Origin of the sequence: Rickettsia conorii str. Malish 7 (assembly GCF_000007025.1) — a bacterium.
Taxonomy (GTDB): Bacteria; Pseudomonadota; Alphaproteobacteria; order Rickettsiales; family Rickettsiaceae; genus Rickettsia; species Rickettsia rickettsii.
In genome coordinates this window covers 1,171,925-1,190,586 of sequence record NC_003103.1, presented here as the reverse complement: position 1 = coordinate 1,190,586, position 18,662 = coordinate 1,171,925, and the positions used below count along the sequence as shown (strand labels likewise).

Genomic DNA, 18,662 nt, shown 5'->3' with positions numbered 1-18,662 from the left:
TGAATTAACTATATGTGTTTATTTTGTCACAAAACTTAATAAAAGCTTTATTATATGAATCTAATTGCCGATTAAATATAGAATTAAAAAATATAATATGTTATATATGCCATTAAAATAATGTTTAATTATTTAATTTGAGGTGCTAATCATGAAAAAGTTACTTTTAATAGCTGCTACAAGTGCAACAATGTTGTCTTCTAGCGTATCATTTGCTGAGGGCATGGATCATGAGTGGTATTTAAGAATAGATACCGGTGCAGCAATGTTTAATGAAGAAAAAGATAAGGCAACCGGTGTTAAATTAAAATCTAATACAACTGTTCCAGTTGCTTTAGGTATCGGTTATTATATTTCCGAAAACTTTAGAGCCGATTTAACTTTAGGTACTATAATCGGTGGTAAGTTAAAGAAATCCGGAGCTGCGACTAATGCACCTTTTACCCGTACTAATATTTCAGCAAGCCATAAACCTACTATTACACGTTTACTCATTAACGGTTATGTAGATTTAACTAATTTTGATATGTTCGATGTTTTTGCTGGTGCCGGTGTTGGTTCTGCATTAGTTAAAGAAAAAATTACATATAATGGGATAACCGGTCTTTCATCTAACACTAAAAACAGAACTAATATTTCTTACAAGCTAACTTTAGGTACTTCTGCACAAATTGCCGACGGTGTTAAAGTAGAACTAGCTTATAGCTGGATAGATGATGGTAGAACCAAAAGTAAGAATGTAATTTACCAAGGAACAAGTGTACCAACCGGTGGTATGCATTATCAAAGCCATAACTTAACAGCCGGTATAAGATTTGATATATAATTAACAAGAATATATTAATAGTTTTAGGTAATAACCTAATATCATACCGTGGCTTAACCACGGTATCTAGAAATACAAAAAAAAAAGACTGGATTCCGGTGGTTAAGCCACGGAGTGATATTAGATGACAACTCAGAAATGTCACTTAAAGCTATTTTTTATCGAATTTAGGTAAAAATTGTAAAATTATTATCTAATATCGTTTTTACTAACAACTAATAAAATTTAAAGGAAAAATTTAACAATATGAAAAAATTACTTTTAATAGCAGCTGCAAGCACAGCACTTTTAACTTCTGGTCTTTCATTTGCTGATTGTGATATGAATTCTTCTGTAGATTCATCTACTAATTCATCGATGTCATCATCTGTGGAAAATCAATGGTATTTAAAACTTAATGCCGGCGGTGTGATTTTTAACAAAACAAAACCTAAAGGAGCAGATTTTAAGTTAAATAATATAAAGTCTAATATAAAGTCTAATACAGGGTTTACAGGTGAGATCGGTGCGGGTTACTATATCATGGATAATCTAAGAACCGATTTAACAATTGGAACGGTAGCAAGTAGTCATTTAAAGAAATCAAAAACTTATCCAGACGGTAATTCTTTCTCAGTAAAAAATAAACCTACTATTGTAAGTGTATTACTTAACGGTTATGTTGATTTCGTCGATTTAAGCATGTTTAAAGTATTTGCAGGTGCAGGTGTTGGTGCTGCTTTTGTAAAGGAAAAAATTCACTCTAAAGATATTAAAGGTGGTGTAACTGACACTTTCAACGGTACTACTAAAAACAAAACTAACTTTGCTTATCAATTATCTTTAGGAACTTCATTTGAAGTTGCACAAGGTGTAAAAGCTGAACTAGTTTATAGCTGGAGAGATTACGGTAAAACAAAAAATACCACCAAAACTATTAACGGGGATAAAGTTAAATTTGGTGGAACCCATTATAAAGGTCATAACTTAATGGCAGGATTAAGATTTGATATGTAATTAGTCTTAAATCTTTTTACAAGCTATTAACACGAAAAAGGAGTCTTTAATAAAGACTCCTTTTTTTGTTTGTATGTCTTGGTATTGCCTACGTGGATACTGAGACGTCATGAGCTAAGCGACTGCAAGGTATTATCGCATGATTCAGCTTTTTTGTCATTGCGAGGAAAATTACGAAGTAATTGATGAAGCAATCCAGTAAAAAATTCTGATTTACAGCATTTTTATTATTTTTCCTAGATCCTACGGTTGCAGAGTTGTTGTATGGTTAGCCCGTACGATGTCATTCCCGCGGAAGCGGGAATGACATAAACTGAGCCAGGCAACAACACCTACAAGCTTGCGGAGTTATAGTAGAGATGGCATTGATATTCATGCCAACAAACTCTTAATCTAAAGACTCTTTTTGCCTTTATAAAACGTTACGTTCATTTGATGTATTGCTGCAAAGCCTAAATAAATTTTAATACGTTCTAGAATAATATCTTGATAATAAGGTAATTCTGCTGCAGTAGCATTATCTTCAGCTTGTATAAACAGCGTATTAATCTTTTGTTTTTTATAAGTATAGGTGGTGATTTTTAAAGGTAATGCTTTAGTGCTGAAGTTAAACCCGACTATTTTATTCCAGTTAATCATGATTTCAGGCAGCAATGGATGTTGTTTAGCAAATATATGTCTAACTATTTTATCGATATCCTCTTTAATTAGCTTCATTTTAATAAACTCTGCACTGTTAAAGTTATGACTGCTAAAGCAAGCATTATAGATATTACGGGAAAATGTAAAGATGTAACCGATATGATCATTAAAAATATATTACAAACTGCTATAATCGATACTACTTGTTTATGAGATTTACCTTTTTGTACTGCTTTTTGAAAAAAATGTTTTAAATGAGGCTGCCAAATTTTTTCTTTATTGAGTAGCCGAATTAATATGGTTAGCACTGCATCAGTGATGTAATATAAGCTAGCAATAGCACAAGCTATAAATAAATTAGTGCTTGTAAGAGCCAGCAGGAGCAAACAAAGACCCGTTAAGAATCCAAGACTAATACTTCCCACGTCTCCTAAAAATATTTTTGCCGGATGCCAATTAAATATTAAAAAACCACAAGAGCCACCAAGAATAATAACATTTACACTAGTTATAAAATATGGATTATTAATAGTCGGAAATTGTAAAAAACATAATATAAGCATAGTGCTAGATAGATGGATAGATTCCACACAACTCATACCGTCTATACCGTCCATAAAATTATATATATTAATAAAACCGCTTAAAGCTATCACTAAAATAGAATATATTAGTATATGTACAGAGTTTAGCTGCGAAAAAAGAAAAATAGCAAAAGCTGCACAAATTAAGTGGACTATTAAACGAATTAGAATAGGTACGGCTTTTAAGTCATCTAAAAAGGAAATCGAAGCAATTGCCAATAATAACGGTAATATTTTTATTGAATTAACAAAGTTATTGCTCGTTATATATTCAAACCCGCTCAAAGCAATCATTACAACAAATACAATAGCAAGACCGCCGCCGCGCGGTGTTATCTTATCATGAGAACGACGGTTACTTGGTATATCAACTAAACCGATAGTAGGAAGATATTTAGTTAATATATATGTTAATATAGCGGTGGATATAAAAGAAAAAATAAATAATGTGCTGTAGCTATTTATATTCATAGGAACATATTAGATTTAAAACTATAATATTTATGGTTTGGCATTTCTCTACTATCTTATTTGTCATATGAATGTTGGCTTTTGAAGGTTCAGGGCTACCGCTTGGATGATGATGCACAAGTATAAGGCTGCTTGCTTCGTTAAATAAAGCTCGTTTAATTATCTCACGTGGATATACCGCAGCTTGGTCTATAGTTCCTTGACTTAAAACCTCATCAGCAATTAAAATATTTTTCTTATTCAAAAATAATATACGAAATTGTTCGAGTCGCATATTGCCCATATTAACTTTTAAATAATCAATCCAAGAACTCCAAGAAGCATTAATATTTTTATTTATTATTTTTTGTTTCAATACTCTAATTTATCAGCTCACGTAGAGCAAAATTGATATATAAATTTTCATTGGTGCCTTTAATACTAAGTAGCCTTTCCTTATCAAGGTTAATTAAATCCGTAATATCAAAATGATCAAGTAATTTTTTAGCAAGAGGTTTTATGTCTTTACGAGGGATAGCCGAAAATAACATTACTTCAAGTAATTCGTAATCAGAAAAATATTCTGCTCCGGCGGCAACGAAGCGTTCTTTTACTCTTTTACGGTGACCTATATAATGAGGCGTATCTATTATTTCATCATTACTAAATTCTAACAAATTATTTTCTAACATTTTTTATGTTTATTCAAATTATAAATAAGTAAAATGTTGCTAATGTCATTCCTAGCTAAAAGCGGGAATCCAGTAATCTTTAATGTGATCCTAGCTAACTTGATCGCGGGATCTAGTCTTTTTAAATGCTTTTTGGATCCCGTGGTCAAGCCACGGGATGACACTGAGTGCGTTTTTTGATCCACGCAACAAATGTCCCGCGGGAATGACATAGATAGCCATACAACAAAATCAAGTTTTACCCTACAGTTTAGTATGGAGGATAATCAAGTTTTTTAGGTGATAACGTAAATATTTCAAAACCGTCTTTAGTCACGCCTATAGTATGCTCAAATTGAGCCGATAATGATTTATCACGTGTAGTAACTGTCCATCCATCTAGTTTACTTAATATAGTGTCATAATTACCGGCATTTATCATAGGTTCAACGGTGAAAAACATCCCTTCTTCTAACGTTAGACCTGTGCCGCTGCGACCGTAATTTAATATTGACGGTTCGTCATGAAAAACTCTTCCGATACCGTGACCCGTATAATCTCTAACCACAGAATAATTATGTTTCTCGGCATAGCTTTGAATAGCATGTCCGATATCACCGAGTTTAGCACCGGGTCTAACTACTTCAATCCCTTTCATCATTGCATCATAAGTTACTTGAATAAGACGCTTTGGCTTAATTGCTACGTCACCGACATAATACATACGGCTAGTATCACCGTACCAACCGTCTAAAATTACCGTAACATCAATATTTACTATATCACCGTTTTTTAACGGTTTATCGTTTGGAATGCCGTGACAAACCACATGATTTATAGAAGTACAAATCGATTTCGGAAAGCCTTTGTAATTTAACGGTGCAGGAACGGCATTATGAGAAGTAATAAAATTATGACAAAGGCCATTTAAACTATTAGTAGTGACATTCGGTTTTACGTGATCAGTAATAAAATCGAGCGTCTCTGCAGCTAATTTTCCTGCTGCTCGCATCTTTATGAAATCTTTTCCCGTGTGGATTTTTATGGTCATGAATTTTGGTTACCTTTCCCTCAAAAAAATATATTTTCATAATACAAAATGGCTCTTTTAATGTAAATAACTTATCCTATTATTGTGAGAAGTGCTGCTATGTTACTTGATGTAGGTTTTGGATATTATATAATTGCTAATATAATTATTATTTAACATAATGGGTGTAGTGAGGTTATTATTTGCTCTTTCTGTTGTGGCTGCACATTCAACTTCTCATCCATTGCTTAAGTTTATAGGTACAACAATTGCAGTACAATCTTTTTTCATGATTTCCGGCTTTTATATGGCTATGATTCAGAGCAATTATACAAGCAAAATAAAATTTTGGAAACGTAGATATTTAAGGCTTTATCCTACTTATATCTTTTGTATTTTAGTTACTTTCTTCTTGCAGCAAAAATTTTCTTTTTTAAGCAACTGTGTCATCTTCCATTTCCGGCTGGTTTTTTTAATTTTTGCAAACCTAACAATGTTGTTGTAAGATGTAACAATGTTTATTGGAAATAATAATACAGTACATTTTACAAAATACTTTATTGACGCCACGCCTCCTCTTTATCAATTTTTGTTGATACCTCCTGGTTGGTCAATTGGGCTAGAAATTTCTTTTTATTTAATGGCACCTTGGATTCTAAAAAAGAAAAATATCTATATTTTATCCATCCTTCTGAACTTGCAGTTTTCTTAATTGGTAGTCAAGCATTTTATATTTATACTAATCAAGAAATAAACGAAAAAAAGTCTTGGCTTAGTCAATTACTCTATTTATATATTATATTAATAATTATTACTTTTCCGTTTATCCCAATAGAGCCTCAACTAAAAAAATTACTTTTTTATTGTTTATTTGCTCTATACTTTAGGAAAAATATTTGACTTAACCAAAGATAATAAGTTAGACAAATTAATTGCTTTACTCTCTACCCAATATATTGTTGTCATTTAATTGTATTGTATAATATATTACCTGCTATTTCATATTGGGCTGATAATGGGACATTTCTTAATACGTTGGTTACTTTTATAACAGTAATAATTATTTCTTTATTGAAAAGCCTATAGAGTATTATAGAAAAAGATATAAAACTCATAATTTAGCTTAATATTTAAAACTATGCTATATTACATAAATAAAATTCTTTCAAACAATAAGGTACAAGCGGTTATCTTAGGGATAATCGGGCTTGGGATTGTTATTGTTCTCACGTCATATAATATAGACGATCCGTCGTTTAACTCGGTCACAACAGAGTACCATAGTAATTTAGTAGGAATTTTTGGCTCTTATTTATCGGATTGTTTATATCAATTTTTTGGGTTGGCTGCTTTTATCATACCGCTTGCTTGCTTTGTTTGGGGGAGAAATTGTTGGTATGGAAGATATCGCGGCTCATTTATCCGTATGTTTGTAATGTTGCTTGCTCTCGTTAGCAGTAGCACATTATTATCTAAGATTAAGCTAGAATTCATACCGGCAAATGCAGGTGGAGCTATCGGAATAATAGCTTCTAATTTTTTTGAGCGATTTACAAATCAACTATACTTATTATTAATATTTTTTACCTTTATTATATTAGTTGTTTTATTTGAAATTAAATTTACTTCTTTAAGTAATTTTATTATTAAGCTAGGGAATTTTTTAATCTATCGGATACAATCTTTTTTACATAATGTATTTTCACGATTGTCGTCGATAAGATTATTCCCTACTAAAAACAATGATAAGATAAATATAACTTCTTCTTACCAAAAGCCTGTAAGTGAAAAAGTAAAATTTCCTGAAGAAGCGAGATCCGTACCTGCAAATCCTATAAAATTCTTTAGCAAACCTGTTAGCCCTAAAATATCTCAAAGCGAAATAGCAGAATTGCCGCCTATTTCGTTATTACGTGATCCTGAAAAACATCATGTAAAAGGAGCTTCGTCCTTAGAGCTTAAACAAAAGGCTGAAGAGTTATTAACCGTGCTGAATGATTTTGGAGTTAAAGGGCAGATAATTAATATCAATCAAGGACCGGTGGTAACTCAATATGAATTTGAGCCGGCAGCAGGTACGAAAACATCAAGGGTAGTAGGATTATCTGACGATATAGCACGCTCACTATCTGCTTTATCAACAAGGATAGCAGTCATACCCGGCAAAAATGTACTTGGTATTGAGCTTCCTAATAAGCAGCGTGAATTCTTTTGTTTAAAAGAACTTATAGAGACCCCAGAATACCAAGACAAATCAACTTTATTGCCGTTAGTCTTGGGTAAAGATTTAGCAGGTAAGCCGCTGGTTGCCGATCTTGCTAAAATGCCTCATTTATTAGTAGCAGGAACCACCGGCTCAGGTAAATCCGTCGGTATTAATGTGATGATTGTGTCGCTCTTATACCGCTATACTCCCGAAGAATGTCGCTTTATCATGATTGATCCGAAAATGCTTGAATTATCGGCTTATGATGGAATACCGCATTTGCTAACTCCTGTGGTAACCGAGCCTTCTAAAGCGGTAGTTGCTCTTAAATGGGCAGTTAAGGAAATGGAAAACCGTTATAGAATGATGAGCAATATCGGTGTTAAGAATATCGCAGGTTATAATGCAAAAATCTTAGAAGCGGTTAAAGAGAATAGGATAATTGAGCGTTCGATTCAAACTGGTTTTGACCCTGAAACAGGTAAGCCTATTTACGAAACCGTTACAATGAAAATGGAAAAACTGCCTTACATAGTGGTTATTGTTGATGAGATGGCTGATTTAATGCTAGTTGCCGGTAAGGATATTGAAATGCTGATTCAAAGGCTTGCTCAGATGGCAAGAGCGGCAGGCATCCATATTATTATGGCAACGCAAAGACCTTCTGTAGACGTTATTACTGGTGTCATTAAAGCCAATTTTCCAAGTCGTATTAGTTTTAAAGTTACCTCTAAAATCGATAGCCGAACGATTTTAGGAGAGCAAGGCTCCGAGCAGTTACTCGGTATGGGTGATATGTTATTTATGGGCAGTACTTCCAAGATAAGTAGGGTACACGGACCGTTTGTTAATGAAGCCGAAATTGAGCAAATTACGGAATATTTGAAAGAGAGCGGTACGCCTGAATATATTTCTGCCGTTACCGAGCAACCTGAAGAAGACGATAGTGGCATTGATATCGGTGACGGCACCTCTGATGAAGTGCTTTACAAAAAAGCTGTGCAGATAGTGCGTGACGAACGCAAATCTTCCATTAGCTATATCCAAAGGTCGCTTAGAATTGGCTATAACAAAGCTGCCAACTTAGTTGAGAAGATGGAGAAAGAGGGAATAGTCTCGCCACCGAATCATACAGGTAAAAGAGAGATATTATTGCCTGAGAGGTAGGGTATTTTTTCGTCATGCGCTACGCAGCCGTAGGCGTTGTTGCATGGCTCTTATGGAAATCCAGCATAAAGCGAGCTTTAAATTTCAAAAATTTGGTAGAAACTTTATTTATATAGTAAAGGTGTTGATGCCCAGTACAAAGACCAATTAGGACGTATAGCTCTGCATCATGCTATAAAAGCTAATTGCGGTGAAGAATTAATACAGTTTTTAATTGAACACACTGCGTATATTAATTATCGTGATAAATCAGGTCTAACACCGCTGGCTATGGTGAAGAGTAATCATTGTGTCCCGGCTACAGAATTATTGCTCAAAGCTAATGCTTCTGAATATTATATGTATGATGTGTTATTAAGGTGTTAGGAGAATATGGATACTAAATAGTCATTGCGAGCGGGCATTGCCCGCGTGGAGCGATCCTCCCTGTCATCCCATGGTTTGTCCACGGGATGACACCCAGCAGATTTCTCGAGCCATGCAACAAGGCCAACGTCGCTACGGAATGACAATCTATACATAAAAATATCATCTATGTTATTAATTATAATAGACATACTAAAAAAGTTGCGTTATAACACTTTTTAAGTGAGTTAATTTTTATTAAGGTTTACGTATATGGCGAATATTTCTCCAAAATTATTTCAAAAAGCAATACAACAAGGTCTTAAAGCCGCTTTATTCACCACCTCAACCGCAGCGATAATGCTGAGTAGTAGCGGGGCACTCGGTATTGCTGTTTCAGGTGTTATTGCTACTAATAATAATGCAGCATTTAGTGATAATGTTGGCAATAATTGGAATGAGATAACGGCTGCAGGGGTAGCTAATGGTACTCCTGCTCGCGGTCCTCAAAACAATTGGGCATTTACTTACGGTGGTGATTATACTATCACTGCAGATGTAGCCGATCATATTATTACGGCTATAAATGTTGCGGATACTACTCCCATAGGTCTAAATATTGCTCAAAATACCGTCGTTGGTTCGATTGTAACGGGAGGTAACTTGTTGCCTGTTACTATTACTGCCGGCAAAAGCTTAACTTTAAACGGTAATAATGCTGATGCTGCAAATCATGGTTTTGGTGCTCCTGCCGATAATTATACAGGTTTAGGAAATATAGCTTTAGGGGGAGCGAATGCTGCACTAATTATACAATCTGCAGCCCCGGCAAAGATAACACTTGCAGGCAATATAAATGGAGGAGGTATAATAACTGTCAAGACAGATGCTGCCATTAACGGAACAATAGGTAATACAAATGCGTTAGCAACAGTGAATGTAGGAGCAGGTATAGCCACGTTAGAGGGAGCGATTATTAAAGCTACTACGACTAAATTAACGAATGCTGCGTCGGTATTAACCCTTACAAATGTAAATGCAGTATTAACAGGTGCGATTGATAACACCACAGGCGTTGATAATGTAGGTGTCTTAAATTTAAATGGTGCATTAAGTCAAGTAACCGGGAATATAGGTAATACAAATGCATTAGCCACGATAAGTGTAGGAGCAGGTAAAGCCACGTTAGGGGGAGCGGTTATTAAAGCTACTACGACTAAGTTAACAGATAATGCGTCAGCAGTGACATTTACGAATCCTGTAGTGGTGACCGGAGCGATAGATAATACCGGTAATGCAAATAATGGTATAGTAACGTTTACCGGTGATAGTACAGTAACTGGCAATATAGGTAATACAAATGCATTAGCCACGATAAGTGTAGGAGCAGGTAAAGCCACGTTAGGGGGAGCGATTATTAAAGCTACTACGACTAAGTTAACGGATAATGCGTCAGCAGTGACATTTACGAATCCTGTAGTGGTGACCGGAGCGATAGATAATACCGGTAATGCAAATAATGGTATAGTAACGTTTACCGGTGATAGTACAGTAACTGGCAATATAGGTAATACAAATGCATTAGCCACGATAAGTGTAGGAGCAGGTAAAGCCACGTTAGGGGGAGCGATTATTAAAGCTACTACGACTAAGTTAACGGATAATGCGTCAGCAGTGACATTTACGAATCCTGTAGTGGTGACCGGAGCGATAGATAATACCGGTAATGCAAATAATGGTATAGTAACGTTTACCGGTGATAGTACAGTAACTGGCAATATAGGTAATACAAATGCATTAGCCACGATAAGTGTAGGAGCAGGTAAAGCCACGTTAGGGGGAGCGATTATTAAAGCTACTACGACTAAGTTAACGGATAATGCGTCAGCAGTGACATTTACGAATCCTGTAGTGGTGACCGGAGCGATAGATAATACCGGTAATGCAAATAATGGTATAGTAACGTTTACCGGTGATAGTACAGTAACTGGCAATATAGGTAATACAAATGCATTAGCCACGATAAGTGTAGGAGCAGGTAAAGCCACGTTAGGGGGAGCGATTATTAAAGCTACTACGACTAAGTTAACAGATAATGCGTCAGCAGTGACATTTACGAATCCTGTAGTGGTGACCGGAGCGATAGATAATACCGGTAATGCAAATAATGGTATAGTAACGTTTACCGGTAATAGTACAGTAACTGGCAATATAGGTAATACAAATGCATTAGCAACAGTGAATGTAGGAGCAGGTATAGCCACGTTAGAGGGAGCGGTTATTAAAGCTACTACGACTAAATTAACGAATGCTGCGTCGGTATTAACCCTTACAAATGTAAATGCAGTATTAACAGGTGCGATTGATAACACCACAGGCGTTGATAATGTAGGTGTCTTAAATTTAAATGGTGCATTAAGTCAAGTAACCGGGAATATAGGTAATACAAATGCATTAGCCACGATAAGTGTAGGAGCAGGTAAAGCCACGTTAGGGGGAGCGGTTATTAAAGCTACTACGACTAAGTTAACAGATAATGCGTCAGCAGTGACATTTACGAATCCTGTAGTGGTGACCGGAGCGATAGATAATACCGGTAATGCAAATAATGGTATAGCGACGTTTACCGGTGATAGTACAGTAACTGGCAATATAGGTAATACAAATGCATTAGCAACAGTGAATGTAGGAGCAGGTTTGCTACGAGTACAAGGCGGAGTGGTAAAATCGAATACAATAAACTTAACGGATAATGCGTCAGCAGTGACATTTACGAATCCTGTAGTGGTGACCGGAGCGATAGATAATACCGGTAATGCAAATAATGGTATAGTAACGTTTACCGGTGATAGTACAGTAACTGGCAATATAGGTAATACAAATGCATTAGCCACGATAAGTGTAGGAGCAGGTAAAGCCACGTTAGGGGGAGCGATTATTAAAGCTACTACGACTAAGTTAACAGATAATGCGTCAGCAGTGACATTTACGAATCCTGTAGTGGTGACCGGAGCGATAGATAATACCGGTAATGCAAATAATGGTATAGTAACGTTTACCGGTGATAGTACAGTAACTGGCAATATAGGTAATACAAATGCATTAGCAACAGTGAATGTAGGAGCAGGTGTAACATTACAAGCTGGAGGAAGTCTAGATGCGAATAATATAGATTTTGGAGCTAGGAGTACTTTAGAGTTTAACGGACCTCTTGATGGTGGTGGTAACGCAATCCCTTATTATTTTAAAGGAGCTATAGCAAACGGCAATAATGCTATATTAAATGTTAATACAAAGTTACTTACGGCATATCATTTAACTATAGGAACAGTTGCAGAAATCAATATTGGAGCCGGTAATCTTTTTGCAATTGATGCAAGTGCTGGTGATGTTACTATATTAAATGCTCAAGATATTCATTTTAGAGCTCTAGATTCTGCTTTAGTACTTTCTAACTTAACCGGAGTCGGAGTAAATAATATATTATTAGCAGCTGATTTAGTAGCTCCCGGTGTTGATGAAGGTACGGTAGTCTTTGATGGTGGGGTTAATGGTCTGAATATTGGGAGTAATGTAGCAGGTGCCGCTAGAAATATCGGTGATGTAGGCGGTAATAAATTTAACACTTTACTTATTTATAATGCCGTTACAATAACTGACGATGTAAATTTAGAAGGTATACAGAACGTGCTTATTAACAATAATGCAGATTTTACTAGTAGTACAGCATTTAATGCTGGTACTATACAAATAAACGATGCTACTTATACGATTGATGCAAATAATGGTAATTTAAATATACCGGCAGGAAATATTAAATTTGCACATGCGGATGCTCAATTAATATTACAAAATAGTTCAGGAAACGACCGTACGATCACACTAGGTGCGAATATAGACCCTGATAATGACGATGAGGGTATAGTAATATTAAATTCTGTAACTGCAGGAAAAAAATTAACAATAGCCGGAGGCAAGACGTTTGGTGGAGCTCATAAGTTACAAGATATAGTTTTCAAAGGAGAGGGAGATTTTGGCACGGCAGGTACCACTTTTAATACAACAAATATAGTGCTTGATATTACAGGTCAATTAGAACTTGGAGCTACTACGGCAAATGTAGTTTTATTTAAGGATGCTGTTCAATTAACTCAAACCGGTAATATTGGAGGTTTTTTAGATTTTAATGCAAAAAACGGTACGGTAACATTAAATAACAATGTAAATGTTGCGGGAACAGTCAAAAATACCGGTGGTACTAATAACGGTACGTTAATAGTTTTAGGTGCAAGTAATCTTAATAGAGTAAACGGGATTGCTATGTTAAAAGTAGGTGCAGGAAATGTAACTATTGCCAAAGGCGGTAACGTTAAAATTGGCGAAATCCAAGGTACAGGTACAAATACTTTAACATTACCTGCACACTTTAAGTTAACAGGCAGCATAAATAAAACCGGTGGTCAGGCTCTGAAGCTAAACTTCATGAATGGCGGTAGTGTTAGCGGTGTTGTAGGGACTGCGGCTAATTCGGTTGGTGATATCACAACGGCAGGTGCTACAAGTTTTGCAAGCAGTGTTAACGCAAAAGGTACGGCGACACTTGGCGGTACTACAAGTTTTGCCCATACATTCACTAATACAGGTGCGGTTACTTTAGCCAAAGGTTCTATCACTAGTTTTGCTAAAAATGTAACGGCTACCAGCTTTGTAGCTAACAGTGCTACTATTAATTTCGGCAATAGCCTAGCCTTTAATAGTAATATAACAGGTAGCGGTACTACACTTACTTTAGGTGCAAATCAAGTAACATATACTGGTACCGGTAGCTTTACCGATACGCTAACCTTAAATACTACTTTTGACGGAGCAGCTAAGTCAGGTGGTAATATCTTAATTAAATCAGGTAGTACTCTTGATTTATCAGGGGTTTCAAATTTAGCACTTGTTGTTACTGCTACTAATTTCGACATGAATAATATAAGCCCAGATACAAAATATACGGTAATATCTGCAGAAACAGCAGGTGGTTTAAAGCCTACTCCTAAAGAGAATGTTAAAATAACTATTAATAATGACAACCGTTTTGTTGACTTTACTTTTGATGCATCGACTTTAACGTTATTTGCAGAGGATATAGCTGCAGGTGTTATAGATGAAGATTTTGCACCGGGTGGACCGCTTGCAAATATCCCAAATGCTGCAAATATAAAGAAATCGCTTGAGTTAATGGAGGATGCTCCCAATGGTTCAGATGCACGTCAAGCTTTCAATAACTTTGGTCTAATGACACCGCTACAGGAAGCAGATGCTACAACTCATCTCATGCAAGATGTTGTAAAACCTAGCGACACTATAGCTGCCGTTAATAATCAAGTTGTAGCGAGTAATATATCAAGTAATATAACTGCTCTAAATGCTAGAATGGATAAAGTACAAGCAGGGAATAAAGGTCCTGTTTCTTCTGGTGATGAAGATATGGATGCTAAGTTTGGTGCGTGGATAAGCCCGTTTGTCGGTAATGCAACGCAGAAGATGTGTAATAGTATAAGTGGTTATAAGTCTGATACAACTGGTGGCACTATAGGTTTTGACGGCTTCGTTAGCGATGATCTAGTACTCGGACTTGCATATACAAGAGCCGATACTGACATTAAGCTAAAAAATAATAAAACGGGCGATAAGAATAAGGTAGAGAGCAACATCTATTCTTTATACGGTTTATATAGTGTACCTTATGAAAATCTCTTCGTTGAAGCTATAGCATCTTACTCAGATAATAAGATAAGAAGCAAATCAAGACGTGTTATTGCAACAACACTAGAGACTGTCGGTTATCAAACTGCAAACGGTAAGTATAAATCCGAAAGCTATACAGGTCAGTTAATGGCTGGTTATACCTATATGATGTCTGAGAACATTAACTTAACACCGTTAGCTGGGCTTAGATATTCGACTATCAAAGATAAGAGCTATAAGGAAACCGGTACTACTTACCAAAATCTTACCGTTAAAGGCAAGAACTATAATACTTTCGACGGTTTACTCGGTGCTAAAGTATCAAGTAATATCAATGTCAATGAAATAGTGCTAACACCTGAGCTTTACGCAATGGTCGATTATGCATTCAAGAATAAAGTTTCGGCGATTGATGCAAGATTACAAGGTATGACTGCTCCTCTTCCAACCAACAGCTTTAAGCAAAGCAAAACAAGTTTTGATGTTGGTGTCGGTGTTACTGCTAAGCATAAAATGATGGAATACGGGATTAACTACGATACCAATATCGGAAGTAAGTATTTCGCTCAGCAAGGTAGTGTGAAAGTTCGTGTTAATTTTTAATTAACCGTTCTATAATCATAAAAAAAGCCTATATAGTTTGACTATATAGGCTTTTTTGCTTTATAATGTAGTTTTGAGAAGCGTCATTGCGAGGAGCGAAGCAACGTGGCAATCTCGTCAAATATCCTGAGATTGCTTCGTCACTTACTTCGTAATTTCCTTGCAATGAAGATAAAAACTTAAATAAAAAATTATGTTAGATAATATTAGAAAAACTACCGATAGTTTTATAATGCGGGTTTTATTCGCAATGATAGCTTTTGCTTTTGTCGGCTTTGGTATTAAAGATGTATTAAATGGAAGAAGAAGTGGCGATATTGTTACTTTTTCTCATGTGAAAAATATCTCCCAGGAAGATTTTTTGAGAGCAAAATCTTTAGAAATTAATGCTATAAGTAAGCAAACGGGAACAAGTTTAACGGATGAAGAAATAGCACAGTTAAATATTGATAACCGAATCCTAAAAAGGCTTGTTTACGATAATGTCTTAGATTATTTAGTGAGTTATTATGACTTAGATCTAAGTGATGATACAGTTAAAATTTTAGTTAAAGAATCACCGGTTTTTAAAAATGAGCAAGGTGTTTTCAATATAAAAATTTTTAAAACTTATTTTAGAAATTCTTATATGGATGAAGAAAAATATTTATTAAACTTCAAAGAAAAAGCTCTAAAAAATATTTTTGTTGGTACTTTTATAGAAAGTTTCTATGTTCCTAAAGCTATGACTGACAATATAGTAGATTATATGGCTGAAAAAAGAGAAGTAGAATTAATACAAATAGATTTACAAAATAAACCGAAAGATTTACAAATCCCTACTCCTACCGGTCAGCAATTAAAGGATTTTTACCAAGATAATAAAACCGCATTTGAGGTACCTGAGAAACGCAGCTTTTCTTATATTAAAGCTAATATTAAGGATTTAAAAGTCTCAGTTACTCAAGATGAGTTGTTAGAATTTTATAATGAAAATAAAGATGAATTCGGTGATCAAAGTTTTGAAGCGGTACAAAAACAATTACATGATTTATTAAAGGCTCAAAAAATCGACATACTTAATATGGAGTTTGCTAAAAAGCTGGAAGATGAGACGGCAGCCGGTTCTAGCTTAGTTGAAATTGCCGAAAAATATAAGCTACCGATACAAAACGTTAACTATATCAGTTATGCAGAGCTTATTGAAGATAAAATAATTGCTGAAAGTGCCGATAGTATTTTTGAGCTTTCGGAAGGTGAATTATCTTATCCTATAGAAACAGAGGATAAAAGCTATCTTATATTGGTAGAATTAAAATCTATTCAGCCGGCAAAAATACCTGAATTTGATGCTATTAAAGAGCAGGTAAATAAAGCTTGGATAAAGCGGAATATTGCAGATGTAAACTTAAAAATTATCAAGGATTTAGCAAAGGAATATAATTCAGATCAAAAGAACATAAAAGAGCTTAAAGCTACCGGAATAAAAATAAGCAACAAAAGCTATATTAGATCCGAAATGGAAAATGATCTAACACTAACTCCTGAAATATTATTATCAATTTTTAATACTACAATAGGAAGTAATACGCCTGTATTTCAAGTAGGTGATGAAGTATATTTTGCACATATTAAATCTAGCAGTATCGATGAATTAACAGCTAAAAATATTCATGTCAATTCAGAAAAAAATATAATATATAATATTAAAAATTCTGTAATTGACGAGCTAATTAACTACACAATTATTCAGAATGATATGCAGGTAAAAGCTAATTTTAGTAAGTAGCGAAATCCATCAGGTCATACCGTATCGTCATTGCGAGGAAATTACGAAGTAATTGAAGAAGCAATCTCAGGATATTTAATGAGATTGCCACGCAGCCTATGGCTGCTCGCAATGACGATAAAATAAGCCGCACATTATAAACAAAAAAAAACTATGAGCTTTAAAGATTTACCGGAGTTTTTAAAATTTTTAGAAAAAAACGGTGAGTTAAAGCGTATTGCTCTTGAGGTTAAAACTGACTTAGAAATTACTGAAATTAGTAGAAGAGTATTAGCACAAGGCGGACCTGCATTACTTTTTGAAAATGTTATAAAAGTCGACGGCATTAAGTCCGACATACCTGTTCTAACTAATCTTTATGCTAGTATAAATCGTATTTGTATGGGGCTTAAACTTAAGTCACCCAAAGAATTAAGAGAACTTGGCGTTTTACTAGCATTCCTTAAACAGCCGCAACCACCCGCATCTTTTAAAGAAACATTGTCAATGTTACCGCTTGCTAAGCGTATATTTGCTATGTCTCCTAAAACCGTATCAAAAGCAGCTTGTCATGAAATCGTCATTGACAAACCGAATATTAATATATTGCCGATCCAAAGATGTTGGCCGGATGATATTTCGCCTTTAATTACTTGGGGTATAGTATTTACTAAAGGTCCAACAAAAGATAAAATCGATAATTACAACCTTGGCATATATAGAATGCAGGTTATTTCAGAAAATAAGCTATTGATGCGTTGGTTAAAGTTACGGGGGGGAGCAGAGCATCATAAACGTTGGAAAGAAGCAAAAAAAGAATCTTTTCCTACTGCTATCGTTATCGGGGCAAATCCAGCGGTAACTTTGGCAGCAGTTATGCCGATACCTGAGAATATCTCGGAGTATAATTTTGCTGGTTTACTCGGTAATAAAAAAGTAGAGTTGGTACAATGCAAAACTATTGACCTCAAAGTACCTGCACATAGTGAAATAGTTCTGGAAGGCTATGTAAGTTTAGAGGAGTATTTGCCTGAAGGTCCTTTTGGGGATCACACCGGATATTATAATGATGTTGAGGAATTTCCTGTATTTACGGTTACCGCAATAACGATGAAGAAAAATCCAGTATATTTAAGCACCTATACAGGAGAACCGCCTGATGAGCCATCAATCTTAGGTGAAGCATTAAATGAAATTTTTATTCCTATATTACAGCAACAATTTCCGGAAATAGTCGATTTTTGGCTTCCACCTGAAGGTTGTTCATATAGAGTTGCGGTAGTATCGATTAAAAAATCCTATCCCGGTCATGCTAAAAGAATAATGCTTGGGATTTGGTCTTACTTACGGCACTTTATGTATAGTAAGTTTATTATAGTTGTAGATGACGATATTGATGTTCGTAATTGGCAAGAAGTAATTTGGGCAATAGCAACAAGAAGCGACCCAAGGCGTGATACGAGCTTTATAGATAATTCCCCGATAGATTATTTGGATTTTGCATCTCCTGAGTCAGGCCTTGGTAGTAAAATGGGAATAGATGCAACCGATAAAATATACCCTGAGACAAATAGAAAATGGGGTAAGAAAATAGAAATGAGTCAGGAAGTTATCGACAAGGTTAATAGTATGTGGAATAGTTTAAAGATATAAGGTATA

Annotated in this window: 13 protein-coding genes; 8 read left to right on the top strand and 5 right to left on the bottom strand. The window is 35.1% G+C overall.

All coding sequences use genetic code 11. From position 1 onward, the window contains the following. Positions 1-151 precede the first annotated feature (151 nt). A complete protein-coding gene (locus RC_RS06360) occupies positions 152-826 on the top strand; it encodes an outer membrane beta-barrel protein (protein WP_016830997.1) in 675 nt (224 codons plus the stop codon). A gap of 246 nt (positions 827-1,072) precedes the next feature. Beyond that, complete coding sequence (locus RC_RS06355) at positions 1,073-1,822, top strand: outer membrane protein (RefSeq protein WP_010977843.1); 750 nt, start codon at positions 1,073-1,075, stop codon at positions 1,820-1,822. A 393-nt stretch (positions 1,823-2,215) separates the two neighbouring features. On the opposite strand, the gene RC_RS06350 is transcribed toward RC_RS06355, so the two are convergent. From RC_RS06350 to map, 5 genes are all read right to left on the bottom strand, one after another. Then, positions 2,216-2,539 carry a DUF721 domain-containing protein gene (locus RC_RS06350; RefSeq protein ID WP_010977842.1) on the bottom strand — a complete coding sequence of 108 codons (324 nt, stop codon included), beginning with the start codon at positions 2,537-2,539 and terminating at the stop codon, positions 2,216-2,218. Beyond that, positions 2,536-3,519, bottom strand: a complete 984-nt coding sequence (locus tag RC_RS06345) for an MraY family glycosyltransferase (protein ID WP_010977841.1) — start codon at positions 3,517-3,519, stop codon at positions 2,536-2,538. Before RC_RS06345 ends, RC_RS06350 begins: the two co-directional genes overlap by 4 nt. Beyond that, positions 3,506-3,874: a JAB domain-containing protein gene (locus RC_RS06340; RefSeq protein ID WP_010977840.1), complete on the bottom strand. Its 369-nt coding sequence runs from the start codon at positions 3,872-3,874 to the stop codon at positions 3,506-3,508. The genes RC_RS06345 and RC_RS06340 overlap by 14 nt, the downstream gene beginning before the upstream one ends. 4 nt (positions 3,875-3,878) lie before the next feature. Continuing rightward, positions 3,879-4,190 (bottom strand): UPF0758 domain-containing protein, encoded by a 312-nt coding sequence (locus tag RC_RS06335; protein ID WP_010977839.1) that lies wholly within the window; start codon positions 4,188-4,190, stop codon positions 3,879-3,881. A 250-nt stretch (positions 4,191-4,440) separates the two neighbouring features. After that, positions 4,441-5,220, bottom strand: coding sequence for a type I methionyl aminopeptidase (gene map, locus RC_RS06330; protein WP_010977838.1), 780 nt, complete (start codon positions 5,218-5,220; stop codon positions 4,441-4,443). Between the two features lie 160 nt (positions 5,221-5,380). Between map and RC_RS11320 the strand changes: the two genes are divergently transcribed. From RC_RS11320 to RC_RS06305, 6 genes are all read left to right on the top strand, one after another. Further along, positions 5,381-5,704 carry an acyltransferase family protein gene (locus tag RC_RS11320; protein WP_010977837.1) on the top strand — a complete coding sequence of 108 codons (324 nt, stop codon included), beginning with the start codon at positions 5,381-5,383 and terminating at the stop codon, positions 5,702-5,704. A gap of 633 nt (positions 5,705-6,337) precedes the next feature. Then, positions 6,338-8,572, top strand: a complete 2,235-nt coding sequence (locus RC_RS06320; protein ID WP_010977836.1) for a DNA translocase FtsK — start codon at positions 6,338-6,340, stop codon at positions 8,570-8,572. A 156-nt stretch (positions 8,573-8,728) separates the two neighbouring features. Next, entirely contained in the window at positions 8,729-8,938 is a 210-nt protein-coding gene (locus RC_RS08155) for an ankyrin repeat domain-containing protein (RefSeq protein ID WP_324602846.1), read from the top strand. Positions 8,939-9,190: 252 nt separating this feature from the next. Then, positions 9,191-15,256: an autotransporter outer membrane protein OmpA gene (gene ompA / locus RC_RS06315; RefSeq protein WP_010977835.1), complete on the top strand. Its 6,066-nt coding sequence runs from the start codon at positions 9,191-9,193 to the stop codon at positions 15,254-15,256. Between the two features lie 193 nt (positions 15,257-15,449). Then, positions 15,450-17,024, top strand: coding sequence for a SurA N-terminal domain-containing protein (locus RC_RS06310; RefSeq protein WP_010977834.1), 1,575 nt, complete (start codon positions 15,450-15,452; stop codon positions 17,022-17,024). 153 nt (positions 17,025-17,177) lie between these two features. After that, positions 17,178-18,656 (top strand): UbiD family decarboxylase, encoded by a 1,479-nt coding sequence (locus RC_RS06305; RefSeq protein WP_010977833.1) that lies wholly within the window; start codon positions 17,178-17,180, stop codon positions 18,654-18,656. The last annotated feature ends 6 nt before the right edge of the window (positions 18,657-18,662 follow it).

Coding starts and splice junctions, on each gene's coding strand:
- RC_RS06360 (WP_016830997.1), top strand. CDS start 152: ATGAAAAAGTTACTTTTAATAGCTGCTACAAGTGCAACAATGTTGTCT.
- RC_RS06355 (WP_010977843.1), top strand. CDS start 1,073: ATGAAAAAATTACTTTTAATAGCAGCTGCAAGCACAGCACTTTTAACT.
- RC_RS06350 (WP_010977842.1), bottom strand. CDS start 2,539: ATGAAGCTAATTAAAGAGGATATCGATAAAATAGTTAGACATATATTT.
- RC_RS06345 (WP_010977841.1), bottom strand. CDS start 3,519: ATGAATATAAATAGCTACAGCACATTATTTATTTTTTCTTTTATATCC.
- RC_RS06335 (WP_010977839.1), bottom strand. CDS start 4,190: ATGTTAGAAAATAATTTGTTAGAATTTAGTAATGATGAAATAATAGAT.
- map (WP_010977838.1), bottom strand. CDS start 5,220: ATGACCATAAAAATCCACACGGGAAAAGATTTCATAAAGATGCGAGCA.
- RC_RS11320 (WP_010977837.1), top strand. CDS start 5,381: ATGGGTGTAGTGAGGTTATTATTTGCTCTTTCTGTTGTGGCTGCACAT.
- RC_RS06320 (WP_010977836.1), top strand. CDS start 6,338: ATGCTATATTACATAAATAAAATTCTTTCAAACAATAAGGTACAAGCG.
- ompA (WP_010977835.1), top strand. CDS start 9,191: ATGGCGAATATTTCTCCAAAATTATTTCAAAAAGCAATACAACAAGGT.
- RC_RS06310 (WP_010977834.1), top strand. CDS start 15,450: ATGTTAGATAATATTAGAAAAACTACCGATAGTTTTATAATGCGGGTT.
- RC_RS06305 (WP_010977833.1), top strand. CDS start 17,178: ATGAGCTTTAAAGATTTACCGGAGTTTTTAAAATTTTTAGAAAAAAAC.